A 13,907-nucleotide genomic window follows, 5' to 3' on the forward strand; every position below is an offset into this window, starting at 1 on the left:
TTTCACAGTTCGAATTTACCTCCGACCCATGAGTTTGAAAAATTCCAATGGTTAAAAAATATTAATCCTGCGTTTTTCTTAAGGGTTCTTCGGTTTTTAAAAGAAAATCCGTTCCTAAAAACTCATCGTTTTCTGTCCTGTACCAGGATCGTTCTGCAGGAATTTTCATTTCCCCCACGATGACTTCCTCTTTGAGATAGATGATTTCCCCTATCTTTTTTTCTTCGTCTTTATAAAACATATATGCCAATAGCGCATAAGTTTCCGGATGAAGGTAAAAATACCATATGTCCTTTTCGTAGGGTACACGGACTACAAAAGCTTCTATCCCTTTCAAATCTTCCACTTTATATTCTCTGTCGATCTCAGTTCCTTTGTCTTTCAACTTCATCGGCAATCCCCAAAGGTATCCATAATAATTTCGGAGCATCATGGCCCTTTCGCAGTCTTTACCTCCCTTTTCCGAGCCAATGCAATTCTCACCATCTACCTCATAAACAAGGTTTTCACCGCTATTGATATACTTAAAATAATTGCCCGGAAGGTCTATCTGAACAGTATATTGCCTGGACGGTTTGCCGGGTCGGGAATCTGCAAAATAAAAAACCCTGTTCAATTCTTGCCATTGCCCTTTTGGATCATGGTATTCGATGGATTTTTGAATTAACTTACTTCCTGTTAGTTTTGAGTCACATGATCCAAAACAAAAAACGAGGATAAATACCACGGATAAAGAGGGGTGATGGAAGTTCTTCATTTTCAAAAATAGGCTGTCAGGAAAATCCCAAACTAGTTACAAAAAAGATTTCAAAATACCTTATTCAATCAAAACCAACCTATGTCTGAATTCAAATTGACAAGATTTGCTCCCACGCCAAGTGGCTTTCTCCATATCGGAAATATCTATTCATTTATCATTACCCATCATTTAGCTAAAAAAAATGGGGCGAAGGTTTTGCTGAGAATTGATGACCTTGACCGTGAAAGGTATAAGCCAAGGTTTGTTCAGGATATTTTTGATTCACTTGATTTTTTGGAAATCCCATACGACCAAGGCCCGAGAGATCTGGCGGATTTTGAACAGAACCACGCCCAAATCCACCGCCTGCCTTTGTACAGCAAAGCTCTTGAGGAATTGAGGAATAAAAAAGTACTTTTTGCCTGTGACTGCAGCCGCAAGAAAATCGAAAAAATGAACCCAAAGGGATATTATACAGGGTTTTGCTTGAGAAGAAATCTTCCTTTTGATCAGGCTGAGATCACCTGGAGAATCAAAGCCAAAATGCACATCGATGTCCCATTCAAAGAGCTTAACTTTGGAATCGTAAATGGAAAACTTCCGGGTATCCTGACGGATTTTGTGGTAAGAAAGAAAGATGCCATGCCTTCTTACCAATTGACTTCTCTCGTCGATGACATCCATTTTGGAGTAAACCTCATCGTCCGGGGCAAGGATCTGTGGGGTTCCACGATTGCACAGGTATTTCTGTCCAAATTTCTGCCCGAAAACACTTTCGCACAGAATACTTTTCACCATCATCCACTCCTTCATGGTCCAAACAACCAAAAGCTTTCAAAATCTTCAGATGTGACTTCCATTCAATTGCTTAGAAAAACAGGCAAGAAAAAAGAAGAAATTTACGGGATGATTGCTGAAGCAATCGGGCTGGAACAAAGACCAAAAAACCTGGAGGAGTTTGGTGGTTTGATAAAGTGATTTTCAAATTAAATTGTAAAAAAAATAAGCCATTTCGGTTGAAATGGCTTATTTTATCTTTTAGCAGTAATCAATACTTCGCCGGTACTCCTTTTCCAGGCAATGACTTTTGGATAAACTGCCGGATGTCTTCATTAGAAGTCGCAAGGTCTTCCGCTCTCAGGTACATCATGTGTCCACTTCTGTATCCTTTGAAGATCAGTCTTTCCTGCATTTTTCCTGCAGGATCCATTTGCCACATATTGTATTTGGCATTGAAATAATCCGTACCGCCGTCATAATATCCAGATTGGGTCATGACATGCAAATAGGGATTTTGCAACATCGCCTGCGCCAATTGGTTTCCGGTATTTTCATTGCTTCTGTCCCAAGGATGAACCGGTCCGAATAGATTGTAAGTCAGGTCTGTGTTGTATTTCAATACATTCTTTGCGAAATAGTTCATTGCCGGTGAAAATGCATGGTTCCAGGCAGTAAGCGCAGGATCATAGTCAAATCTCTCTCCGGCATCTGTTTGATCTATACCTCTGTACCGGCTGTCCAATCTGCCCACGGTCAATCCCTTGTCTCTCAGTAATTCTTTCCAAAAATAGCTCGTAGGTACAGCCAAGGCATGTTGAAGAATCACCTGCTCGCTTAATCCTGAATAGTAGGCCATTTTCTTGGCTACTTCTGCCCTCACTGCAGGATCTAATGAACCTCCTTTTGAAATCGCAGGAATCACCACATCCAAGGTGTATTTTTCAACTTCTGCCAAGATACTGTCCAAATCCCTGCTTTGAAGATCAGCAGGAAGCGCTTTGTGATACCAAGCCGTTGCGGCAAAGTAAGGGAGGTAGTTTGCTTTGGCCACAGGACCACTCCTATCCAATCCCATGGGAGTCGGAGAAACCAAAACAACCCCATTGAAATACATCCAATGCGCATTCTGCAATTCATGCACCAATCCTGCTACCCGGGTAGTTCCATAACTTTCACCGATCAGGTATTTTGGTGATTGCCATCTGTTTTGTCTTGTTACAAATGTTTTGACCCAATCCGCAAGGTATTTGATGTCTGAATTGATTCCGAAGAAGGTGGAACGGGGAACTTCCTTGTCCAAAATTCTCGAATAACCGGTATTTACCGGATCGATATATACAATATCCGCTACATCGAGGATTGAATGTGGGTTTTGGGTGACGCCATACGGCTGAAGCGGATAGCCTTCATCATCAATATTCAATTTGTAAGGCCCTGTATAGGCAAGGTGCATCCAAAGTGATCCTGAACCAGGACCTCCGTTGAAAGAAAAAACCAGGGGGCGGGTTGCTTTGTCCGTGATATCAGTTCTTTCATAATAGGTATAAAAAAGAGTGGCAATTGGCTTGCCATCCTCATTCCATACAGGCATCGTACCTGCGGTAGTTTTGTAAGGAACGCGCTTTCCTTTGATAGTCACTTCACCATTGGTGACCGAGGAAGATTCGACTTTTATTTCTCTGTTTTCCTGCGCAAATACCCAAGAAAAGGTAATTAGCACGAGCGCTGCTGTGAGTAAATGTTTTTTCATGATGGTTTTAGGCTATAATCTTCACCAATATAAGCGAAATCAAAAAACCTTCCTTGGTATTTATATCAAGGGATTTTTGGACAGGATAAGTGGGAATGACAGGGAAAGAAAAGTTTGGGGAAAATTTTGAATCCTTTACCTTCGAAGGCAAATACCATAACAAATGGAAAATCTAAAATTGGAAATCTTATATCAAGATGAATTTTTTGTAGCTGTCAACAAACCTGCGGGGATGTTGGTACATCGTACCAATATTGCTTTTGAAGAAAATGTATTGATTGCAGAAAGACTACTACGAGAACAGATCGGTCAAAAGGTTTATCCGCTTCACAGAATTGACCGGCCTACTTCAGGAGTTTTGGTATTTGGATTGTCTTCAGAATCTGCTTCACTTGTCCAGCCACTGTTTCCTACTGAGGATGTAAAGAAATTTTATCTGACAGTAGTCAGGGGATATATGACTGAAAATCATGGAATTATTGAACATCCTTTGAAGAAAAAGCTTATTGGTGATTTGCAGGAAGCCAAAACAGAATATTGGACCCTTTCACAAAACGAAATTCCCCTTGCTTCCACTTCTAGATATCCTACAAGCCGTTATTCACTCCTGAAGGTTTATCCCCATACCGGCCGAATGCATCAGATCAGGAGGCATTTGGCTCATGACAGGCACTATGTAATCGGAGATAGCACACACGGAGACAACAGGCAAAACCATTTTTTCAGGGATACTTTTGGAATGGAAAACCTTCTCCTCCATGCCTGGCAGTTTGAATTTGTCCATCCAATGACAAAAGAAACGATTAAGCTAGAGGCTGATTTGCCGGACTATTTCACTGACATCTGTGAGAAATTGGGGCTTGCAGTTCCACCAAATGAAAATAATTCCAAATCCTCCTTTTGACTTTACGCTGGTTTTCTATTGGTGAGGATAATTATTACTGCTGCAGTCATAAACATGATCAAACTGTAAATGGCTATAGGAATGGTCATTTCAGAATTTTTGAGCAAAGTTGCTGCTATCATGATTCCCAAGGTCCCATTTTGAATACCTGATTCGATGGCGATGGTAATGGCTTGTCTTTTGGACAAAAGAAAAACCCTGGCCAAAAAGAACCCGACTGTCAAGGTCAATAAGTTGAGCATCAAAGTAATTGGCCCAGACTGAATAAAAAAATCTACCAGATTCTCCCTTTCCTTCAATATGGCCGCAATCAGGATTAGTGCAAAGAAAACTGCTGAGGCAATGCGCACAGGTCTGTCAGCTTTTTGGGAAAGTTTGGGAAATTTTTTATGGAGAATCATTCCTATAGAAACCGGCACTACTGTGACGCCGGCGATCTGTATGATGGTCTCCATTACCGGTAAAGTGATGCTTCCCTCCTCCCCAAAATGGGAAATCGCAAAATTGACAATGAGCGGTATGCTTATTATCGTAACCATTGAACTCACAGCTGTCAGGCTGATGGAAAGCGCTGTATCGCCTTTGGAAAGATGGGTAATCAAATTAGAGGTGGCACCGCCGGGGCATGCTGCCAAAATCATCACACCTACAGCCATGGCACCTGTCAGCCCAAAAAGCTGAATCAGCGCATAACCAAAAATGGGTAATAGTATCAGTTGGTTTGTAAGCCCCAAAATCATGGCTTTTGGGTAAACAAAGATGTTTTTAAAATCTTTTAAAGTCAGGGATAATCCCATCCCAAGCATGATAAAGGCCAAAGCCAAAGGTAAAAATACGGCGGTGATGACACTGTCTTGCATGATGATTTTGGGTTAAAGGTGAAGGCTTGGGATTTTTGTAAAAAATATAGGGATTTAAAATGAATTTGGGGAATCGCAATGCAAAAAATCCCATTTCTAAGGGTTTTTCCGTTGGAATAGACTTTGGATAATTTTCAAATAAAACAAAAAATCAAAATTATTCTCTTTCAAAACATTAGGATTCAAAGTTCGTTCCTAATTTTGGAAACCATAATTCCTCATGAAAAGAATATCCCTTCTCATACCCATTTTTGCTCTTTTTATCAGCTGCAAGGAGGATGATGGCTTGCCCGGTAATACCCAACTTTTAAAGAATACTGATCTTGCTTCTCCTGACGGATCGGTTTCTCCTTGGATGCCGGTAACGGAACCTGGATTTACACTTGGAACAAGTACTGAAATTTTCAGGTCTGCAAACAAGTCTCTTTTTTTAGAAAACAGCGACAGCCTTAATACAAACTCCGCTACCTGGAGACAAACCTACAACGGCCCAATGCCCAAAAAGGGAAGAAAATTGGTTTTAAGGGCATTTTTAAAAGGTGAAGATATTGCCTTGAAAGGGCCTGAAAGCAATGTATTCATTTCTATCAGGGCATTTCCTGTGGAAGACAGTAATGGAAGTACCTTTGGCAGGTATGTGACCACACTGAATCAAATAGGCGTTTCCGGAACTTTTGATTGGACAGAACTCAGGCTTACACTTCCAAGTACTCCTGAAGAGGTTGATAATATTGTGGTATACCTTTCGATGGGGTCAAGGACCACAGGAAAAATATATTTTGATGACATTACCCTGACAGTAGAATAACTACTGGATTCCCTTTTCAGGGTATTTTGGGGTCACAGTTCTTCCAAATTCCTTCATTTCTTCAATTTGTTCATCCATATTCCCATTTGGATAAATTATCGGACCGATCCCGGCTACTTTCTTCTTGTAATCGAGATAACCAATCACAATCGGAACATCGGCCCCCAATGCAATGTGGTAAAAACCTGATTTCCACTTTGGTGCATAGCTTCTTGTTCCTTCGGGAGTGACCATGATTACGAGTTCTCCAGACTCTTTGAGCATCGTGGTCATCGCCTCGGTGTAGGTCTGTTTTCTTCCTCCCGGAACCCGCTTCCTATCGATGGCAATTCCTCCCAAGGCTTTGATCAACCAACCCAAAGGTCCGACCATTACCTCTTTTTTGATGGTAAATTTCACGGGAATATCCATGAGAAAAAAGGCGGCACGGGCGTACAACAGATCCCAGTTACTGGTATGTGGTATTGCTATCAACACAGCCTTTTTCAGGTCTTTAGGCCAACCGATATTCAGTTTCCAGCCACTTATCCAAAAAACTATTCTTGACAAAAACTTCATCATGCTTTTACAGATTTTTTCTTTTTCTGACTCAGTTCCAAAATACCTTCATTTTCAGCAATAAATTCAATGGCTGTTTGGTAACCTGCATCGAAGATATCTTTTGCTTTTTTTATTTCAAAGACTCCGTATCGGGCTAATCCTGGGGGTTCAATAAAATAATCGCATTTGCTTCTCCGGCTATATACATTGTAATTCATGGACATAATGACTGATCTTTCGATGAGACCTTTGATATTCTTGATATTGTGCTCTACCTGTAGACAGTTGCAATTGACCCCGATAATCGCATCACAAATACCGTCCAATGGCTCGACAGGAAGGTTATTCAAAACACCCCCATCCACAAAATGGTTTTTGCCAATTTCAATGGGATCAAACATCCCGGGAATGCAGGAAGATGCCATCAGCGGTTTGATAAGTTGTCCTTCGGAAAAATATACAACCCGTGCCCTTTTTATATCTGTCGCTGCCACTGTAAGAGGTATTTTCAGCTTTGCAAAATCATTGTCAGGAAGGTATTTGAGATACAATTCTTCCACAGAATCCATTTTCAAAATCCCTGTCCAGCTGATCGCAGGTCTAAGAAATTTGAAATAATTTGTTTTGACAATGATTTCAAAAATCTCATCTGGTGAGTTCCCTGCACAATACAGTGCCCCTGCAATCGCACCTGCACTACTGCCACTGACCCTGTTGGGGAAAATATTGTGTTCGTTGAGCCCTTTCAAAACGCCCAAATGCGCCACTCCTCGGACTCCTCCGCCGGAAAGTGCAATTCCTATTTTTTTTTCAGAGTTCATCGAGAGAGAATGTTTGGTCTAATTTTACGCCTTTTTCAGTCATTTTCACAGTACAACATTCATGAACGGGGTCATGCTCGAGGAAAAGGACATATTCGTTTTTGGAAGCCTCCTCCAAAAAAACTCTTTTCTCTTCCAAAGTCAACAAAGGCCTTGTATCATATCCCATGACATAGGGCAAAGGAATATGGCCCACAGAAGGAAGCAAGTCTGCCACAAAGACAACAGTCCTGCCTTTGTATTGGATATTGGGAAGCATCTGCTTGTCAGTATGGCCGTCTGCGGTCATAAAAGAAAATCCTTGAAACAATTCCTTTTTTTCCAAATCAAGAAATTCCAACTGCCCGCTTTCCTGCATGGGAAGCAGGTTTTCTTTTAGAAAAGAAGCCTTTTCCCGGGCATTGGGATGTATCGCCCAATTCCAATGGTCTTCATTGGTCCAATAGATCGCATTGGGAAAAGTCATTTCAACACGACGGTTTGGATCAGCTTGATGATACCTCACCCCGCCTCCACAATGGTCAAAATGCAAATGTGTCAGGAAATTATCTGTAATGTCCGCAAAGTCAAAACCTTTATAACGGATGGATTTCTCCAAGCTGTCAGTACCATGGAGGTAATAATGGGAGAAAAATCTAGCGTCCTGCTTGTTCCCTATGCCATTATCTATCAATACAAGCCTATTTCCCGCCTCTACCAAAAGACAACGCATCGCCCAAGAACAAAGGTTATTTTCATCTGCCGGATTGGTTTTGGACCAAAGTGATTTTGGAACAACGCCAAACATTGCCCCTCCGTCAAGTTTGAAAAATCCGGTATTGATGACATGTAATTTCATAACTTACAGGATATAAAAAATCCCACAAAAAACAGAGAACCGTCATCCTTAGGAAGAGAAGCTCAGCTTTTTTGTGGGACTCAAATTAGGTACTATTCTTCAACAACCCCCATCGCGCAGAATTTTTCAATTCTCTGATCAATCCGCTTTTCATGTTTAATTTTATCCAATTCCTTCAAGGCTTCGATAATCGTCGCTTTGATGGTTTTTGCCATGGTTTGCATGTCTTTGTGTGCGCCGCCTAGCGGTTCGGCGATGATACCATCGATCAGGCCATTGTTTTTCATATCCGGTGCTGTCAGCTTTAATGCTTCCGCGGCTTGTTCCTTGTAATCCCAACTTCTCCACAGAATGGAGGAACAGGATTCCGGAGAAATCACCGAATACCAGGTATTTTCCAGCATATATACTTTGTCTCCTATCGCAATTCCCAATGCGCCACCTGAGGCACCTTCACCGATGATGATACAGATGACGGGCACTTTGAGCATAAACATCTCTTTGAGGTTTCGTGCAATAGCTTCTCCCTGACCTCTTTCTTCTGCTTCAAGGCCCGGAAACGCTCCGGGAGTGTCAATCAAAGTGACGATAGGCTTTCCAAATTTTTCGGCTATTTTCATCAGTCTGAGGGCTTTTCTGTACCCTTCCGGATTGGCCATACCAAAATTACGTTCTTGACGCTGCTTGGTATTGCGGCCTTTTTGCTGACCGATAAACATCACCGTCCTGCCATCAATATCTCCCAAACCTCCGATCATCGCTTTGTCGTCCTTCACAGTCCGGTCGCCGTGCAATTCTATAAAATCGTTGGTAATCTCATAGATATAATCCAACGAATAGGGGCGGTCAGCATGACGGGAGAGCTGAACCCGCTGCCACCTGGTCAGGTTTTGGAAAGTTTCTTTTTTCAAAGTCTGAATTTTATCTTCCAATGACTGTATATCAGGAGTCAAATTTATATTCCTTCCTTTGGCCAAATCCTTCATTTCCTGAAGTTTGGACTCCAAATCAGCAATCGGTTTTTCGAATTCTAATAGCATAATTGGTTTTTTTGACTGAGGCAAAGATAAAAAGATTATTGCGAAGAAAAATTATTTGTATTTGAAGATCATTGTTTGTGGTTTGATCCCAAGATTCAAAGGAGAACCATTGCAAATTTTCTTTTAACAGGATTTGATATAAATACAAAAAGCCCCAGATATCATCTGAGGCTTTTGCGGAATGGACGGGACTCGAACCCGCGACCTCCTGCGTGACAGGCAGGCATTCTAACCAGCTGAACTACCACTCCAAGTTAGATTAAATAAGATTTTATGCGGAATGGACGGGACTCGAACCCGCGACCTCCTGCGTGACAGGCAGGCATTCTAACCAGCTGAACTACCACTCCGTTTGTTACTCCTCGTTTAGAGTGTGGCAAAGGTAATTATTTGAAGCTTTTTTGCAAAAAATGATTTTGAAAAATCATCCTCAATATACCTATTCGATTCTATTTCAAACATATAAATTTTAAAATGGACATGAATTTTTACTTTTTCCCCAATTTCACCTGCCAATTCCATGAGTCTCTCATCGAATCTTCCAGAGAATACTTGGCTTCCCAACCCAAAATCTTGTTGATTTTGTCGGTATTGGCCCATACTTTTTCGATATCGCCGGTTCGTCTTGGGCCGATCTCATAATTCAATTTTAGACCGCTTACTTTTTCAAAAGTCTGAATGACTTCCAAAACCGTATTGCCGTTACCAGTTCCGACATTGAAGATGTCGTAAAAGTTATCTTTTTGTTCGGACAGGTATTTCAAAGCTTTGACATGCGCATCCGCCAAGTCCATCACATGGATATAATCTCTGACGCAGGTACCGTCAGGAGTATCATAATCATTGCCGAAGACGGTGATTTTCTCCCTGATGCCTGCGGCCGTTTGGGTGACAAATGGAATCAGGTTGGCAGGAACACCGATTGGCAACTCCCCTATCGCCGAACTTGGATGCGCTCCTACCGGATTGAAATAACGCAGAGCAACAATCCTTGACGCTGCCCCACTCAATATGAAATCCCTTAGGATATCCTCGCAAATCTTTTTGGTGTTGCCATAGGGACTCTCTGCATCCTGTCTCGGCGTGGCTTCTGTGACCGGCAATACTTTTGGTTGGCCGTAAACGGTGCACGACGAGGAGAAAACTAGGTCCCTGACCTTGTATTTTGACATCAATTCCAAAAGAATGATCAGTGAATCGATGTTGTTGGAATAATATTTCAAAGGCAATCTTGTGCTCTCTCCCACTGCCTTGGAAGCGGCAAAATGGATGACTCCTGAAAAATCATTTTCCTGAAAGACTTTTTCCATGTCGGTCTTGTCAAGGCAATCGACTTCATAAGACTTTACTTCTCTGCCAAGTATCGATTTGATTCCTTCCAAAGCCGACTTTTCTGAGTTGGAAAAATTGTCAACAATGACAGGTTCATATCCTGAGTTGACAAGTGCAACGGCTGTGTGTGAACCAATATAACCGGCACCGCCCGTGATTAAAATTTTTTTCATGATTGAATTAAAAAGGTATATAAAAATCTATTGAAGCGTTAAAATTAATGAAACCCACGAAACTGCCAACCAAAAATTTCGAAAGCCTTTTTCAATCTACTTCAACAAAGTGAAAGACCCACGCTGCTGCAGGGTTTGTTTTTCCCCTTCAATATTGAAAAAATACTCTATCATATAGGTATATGTACCAATTGCAGCGTCCTGATCGCCGATTTTCCCATCCCATCCTTTTTCTCCTGCATATACTAAACTTCCCCATTTGTCGTATACCCACAGGTTAAATTGGAGGTCACAATTGCTGACACCCTGAAAAAGACCATCTTTTGGAATAAAACCCGTCGGCATCCTCAGAATGGGAACACCTTCCTCCATTTTTCCAAAAACCTTCTTTTGGCAGCCGTTGGCGTCTTCTACGGTTAGCCCGTATTCTCCAGAAGGTATATCAATAATATTTGGAGCGGTACTGTTTTCCCAATCCCAAAGAAACAAAAACGGTGCAACTCCACCTTGGGGAATCGCCAAAAGAGAGCCGTTTGCCAATCCTGAACAAGCAAACTTTTGAATCTGAAAGTCAACCGAAATAGCAGGAGGAGAATCGATGGTCACCTGCAAAATAAATTCACATCCAATAACATCTTTAATTACCAAGAGGTGTTCCCCTCTTGGAAGTCCAAAAACCTTCAATTGATTTTCATTGGCTACAAAATCAAATCCTTCTACCCTGTATGGCTTTGTTCCGCCTCGAAGCTCAAAATCCACTTTTCCATCTGCCAAGTCAAAACAACTTGCATTTGTGATTGTAGGAGCTCCGATCAATTCAAATGCTTCGGAAGATGAAATTTCAAGGTTCTCAAAGAAAATTTCGCAGCCTCCCGAGTCTTTTACCAAAACCGAATACGTTCCTATTCCCAACCCTTCTGCCAAATTTCCTTTCAGTAAAGGGTCATGTGACCATTCGAATGTAAAGCCCCCTGTTCCTCCAATTGCCAGGATTTCAATTCTGCCCAACTTGGAACCTGCACAAATCTCTTCGGTGAAAGCTATCAAATTGGCTTCCATCGGCGGATTGACTTTGACTTTGAGTCTCTTGGATTCCCCGCCACAGGAAGTATTGATTTGGCTGTATTCCTCAAACCATATCTCTCCCTGCGAGCCAACTCCCTGCCATTCTACTGTAACTTCGGTAGCATTTTCACCCGAAATGATGGTTCCACCGGTGACAAACCACTGGTATTTTCGGTCAGGAATCAGGTTTTTTACTTTGTACCTGAAATTCTCGCTTTCACCAAAACAAATCTGACTTTTTCCCTCAGGAAGTTCCGGTTCAATGGCAGGATTGATTAAAATCTTCATTTCTACCGGTTTGCCAAGACATCCCTGATCTGTCACTGGAATGGCAATCACCTTTGCCTCCGGATCAAATTCACCCCATCGGATTTTTGCGGAATAATTATCCGAATCAATGATTTCACCACCTGTAACTTCCCAAATGACTTTCCCGGCATTTTGGAAATTCACAAATTCATAAACCGCTTCATCGATCAAAGGACAGACGTTGTCGGCACCTGATATTTCCCCGGACGATTCGACAACTTCTACATCAAAAAATGCCTCTTCAATCTGGTCACAGGCACGGTCACCGGTAAAGGCTACGATTTTAATTTGATAAATACCCGGTTCTTCAAACAAATGATCGACTTCCTGCCCTTCCTGCATGTCTGTTCCGTCTCCAAAAGTCCATTCAAAAATCTCGAATTTTGGGTTTGAAGGAATAATTTTCCAAGCACCTGTTTCACCCAAACAGGCCACTTTGTTTCCTTCCACTTCGAATTCATAGGCAACCTCAGTTTCGAAATTCAGGTTGGAAAGGCTTGCTCCTGCAGAATAGCCGTAAGATTCTATAAATCCTGAGCCGTACACATAAGCGATTACCCCGTCCGGATTGGTCATGGTGTGCACTCCTTCTGATATCTCTACTTGGGCATAGACATATCCTGCATTTACCGGTACGGGAGAAAATTGATTTCCGACATTGACTCCATCCAAAACCGTCCCGCCTTGGGTACCGGTTTTTGCAATGATGTTCACATAATGGTTGACGATACCTACCACTTTCACTGCTGAAAATGCCACACTTTTGATCAATTGTGGATTGGGGCTAAGGGTAATCATCGTCGGGTCTCCGTTGCTGGCAAGTGGCCCGTTTTGGATATTGCACCATTGACTTTTCGCAAAAACTGTAACGGCAATAGGTTTTGTAGCAGTGATGTTTGCCAATTCCTCCGGTCCAAAAACAAAAGTGGAAAACTTCCCGGAATTCAGATTCCCTTTAGAAACACCGTTTACAAAAATCTGGGTGTTGTTTTCTGATGCCAATACCTTGACCATTTCGCCTGAGGTTCTGCCCTTCAAGGGAACATGGATATATTCTTTTCCCCAAGAAAAAAGAGGATAAGCCTGCTGGTACAAATGGTCACCCGTAGTCCCTTCACAATCGGTGCCTACAGAAGTCATTTTATTTCCACCAAAGACTGCGATATTTTTACAATCTCCATCCTGACTTCCAGTGACCCTCACCCTGGTACCTGTCAAATCTCCAATAGCTTTGATTTGGTAACTCTCTCCTTTTTTAAGTTTGATATTGATGGGGGCATCTGCAGGAATCGTATTTACAGTAGCTGTGGTGGTAATTATTTCGACATTGGTGTCGTCTTCCACCGCGACAACCAAAAGGGTACTTTCATAATTAATATTGCTACCACCGGACACTCCGGGGGCAAATTTTTCGGCATGGGCTGTAACCAAATAATCTTTTCCCAATGAAGAAAGTGGCAAGACCACGGTTCCGTCCGCACTTCTTTGCCGGAAATTGAAAGCATGAACTGCGATATTTCCTGTAGCACTGATGTAGACGCCCAGGTTTTCAATTTTTCCTGAGCTCCTGTGGATGATGTCCAAACCTTCTTGAGGAAAATCATACACAAACTGTTCTCCGGATTTTATGGAAAAGGGAATAGAATTGTTCACATATTGGATGATTCCGCTTGCGTCTTCACTTGCAGAAATAATGATTGAAGCTTGGTCTATCCTATTGGGAACAATACGATTGTTCTCCATGAAACCTAAAAAAAACTCTCTTCCAATAGTGGATAATTGTCCAAATACAGGATTGAAACCGCTGAAAAACAGCATCAAACCCAAAACACACATGGAAACTTTACCCAGGAACCGCATTCTCAATTAGAATACATTAATGATTTCGAATTTATCAATATTATTTTGTGTACAGTCACAAAACTTATTTAAGGAAGTGTTTTTTAAA

12 protein-coding genes and 2 tRNA genes are annotated in these 13,907 nt (G+C 41.7%); 3 read left to right on the top strand and 11 right to left on the bottom strand.

Annotated features, from left to right (window positions below):
* Positions 1 to 61: 61 nt before the first annotated feature.
* Complete coding sequence (locus DQW11_RS01940) at positions 62 to 757, bottom strand: DUF6503 family protein (RefSeq protein WP_113922291.1); 696 nt, start codon at positions 755 to 757, stop codon at positions 62 to 64.
* 81 nt (positions 758 to 838) lie between these two features.
* Between DQW11_RS01940 and DQW11_RS01945 the strand changes: the two genes are divergently transcribed.
* Positions 839 to 1,717, top strand: a complete 879-nt coding sequence (locus DQW11_RS01945; RefSeq protein WP_113922292.1) for a glutamate--tRNA ligase family protein — start codon at positions 839 to 841, stop codon at positions 1,715 to 1,717.
* Between the two features lie 70 nt (positions 1,718 to 1,787).
* Here the strand turns inward: DQW11_RS01945 and DQW11_RS01950 are convergent, their stop codons facing one another.
* Complete coding sequence (locus DQW11_RS01950; RefSeq protein ID WP_113922293.1) at positions 1,788 to 3,269, bottom strand: S10 family peptidase; 1,482 nt, start codon at positions 3,267 to 3,269, stop codon at positions 1,788 to 1,790.
* 163 nt (positions 3,270 to 3,432) lie between these two features.
* Between DQW11_RS01950 and DQW11_RS01955 the strand changes: the two genes are divergently transcribed.
* The gene (locus DQW11_RS01955; protein WP_113922294.1) at positions 3,433 to 4,173 is read left to right on the top strand and encodes a pseudouridine synthase; all 741 of its coding nucleotides are present in this window, start codon (positions 3,433 to 3,435) and stop codon (positions 4,171 to 4,173) included.
* A gap of 2 nt (positions 4,174 to 4,175) precedes the next feature.
* Here DQW11_RS01955 and DQW11_RS01960 read toward each other — a convergent pair whose 3' ends face one another.
* On the bottom strand, positions 4,176 to 5,033 hold the full coding sequence (locus DQW11_RS01960; RefSeq protein WP_113922295.1) for a bile acid:sodium symporter family protein: 858 nt from the start codon (positions 5,031 to 5,033) through the stop codon (positions 4,176 to 4,178).
* Between the two features lie 220 nt (positions 5,034 to 5,253).
* On the opposite strand from DQW11_RS01960, the gene DQW11_RS01965 reads away from it, so the two are divergent.
* Complete coding sequence (locus DQW11_RS01965) at positions 5,254 to 5,841, top strand: hypothetical protein (protein WP_113922296.1); 588 nt, start codon at positions 5,254 to 5,256, stop codon at positions 5,839 to 5,841.
* Here the strand turns inward: DQW11_RS01965 and DQW11_RS01970 are convergent, their stop codons facing one another.
* From DQW11_RS01970 to DQW11_RS02005, 8 genes are all read right to left on the bottom strand, one after another.
* Positions 5,842 to 6,402, bottom strand: a complete 561-nt coding sequence (locus DQW11_RS01970) for a 1-acyl-sn-glycerol-3-phosphate acyltransferase (RefSeq protein WP_113922297.1) — start codon at positions 6,400 to 6,402, stop codon at positions 5,842 to 5,844.
* Positions 6,399 to 7,202 (bottom strand): patatin-like phospholipase family protein, encoded by an 804-nt coding sequence (locus DQW11_RS01975; protein WP_113922299.1) that lies wholly within the window; start codon positions 7,200 to 7,202, stop codon positions 6,399 to 6,401. The genes DQW11_RS01970 and DQW11_RS01975 overlap by 4 nt, the downstream gene beginning before the upstream one ends.
* On the bottom strand, positions 7,192 to 8,040 hold the full coding sequence (locus tag DQW11_RS01980; protein WP_113922301.1) for an MBL fold metallo-hydrolase: 849 nt from the start codon (positions 8,038 to 8,040) through the stop codon (positions 7,192 to 7,194). Before DQW11_RS01980 ends, DQW11_RS01975 begins: the two co-directional genes overlap by 11 nt.
* 92 nt (positions 8,041 to 8,132) lie before the next feature.
* Entirely contained in the window at positions 8,133 to 9,080 is a 948-nt protein-coding gene (locus DQW11_RS01985) for an acetyl-CoA carboxylase carboxyltransferase subunit alpha (RefSeq protein ID WP_113922302.1), read from the bottom strand.
* Between the two features lie 177 nt (positions 9,081 to 9,257).
* Positions 9,258 to 9,331: transfer RNA gene (locus DQW11_RS01990), tRNA-Asp, on the bottom strand.
* A 25-nt stretch (positions 9,332 to 9,356) separates the two neighbouring features.
* A tRNA-Asp gene (locus DQW11_RS01995) sits at positions 9,357 to 9,430 on the bottom strand.
* A 138-nt stretch (positions 9,431 to 9,568) separates the two neighbouring features.
* Positions 9,569 to 10,585 (bottom strand): UDP-glucose 4-epimerase GalE, encoded by a 1,017-nt coding sequence (gene galE / locus DQW11_RS02000; protein ID WP_113922304.1) that lies wholly within the window; start codon positions 10,583 to 10,585, stop codon positions 9,569 to 9,571.
* 96 nt (positions 10,586 to 10,681) lie between these two features.
* On the bottom strand, positions 10,682 to 13,819 hold the full coding sequence (locus DQW11_RS02005) for a PKD domain-containing protein (RefSeq protein WP_113922305.1): 3,138 nt from the start codon (positions 13,817 to 13,819) through the stop codon (positions 10,682 to 10,684).
* Between the last annotated feature and the right edge of the window lie 88 nt (positions 13,820 to 13,907).

This window comes from Cognataquiflexum aquatile (assembly GCF_003316845.1).
In the GTDB taxonomy this organism is placed as follows: domain Bacteria; phylum Bacteroidota; class Bacteroidia; order Cytophagales; family Cyclobacteriaceae; genus Cognataquiflexum; species Cognataquiflexum aquatile.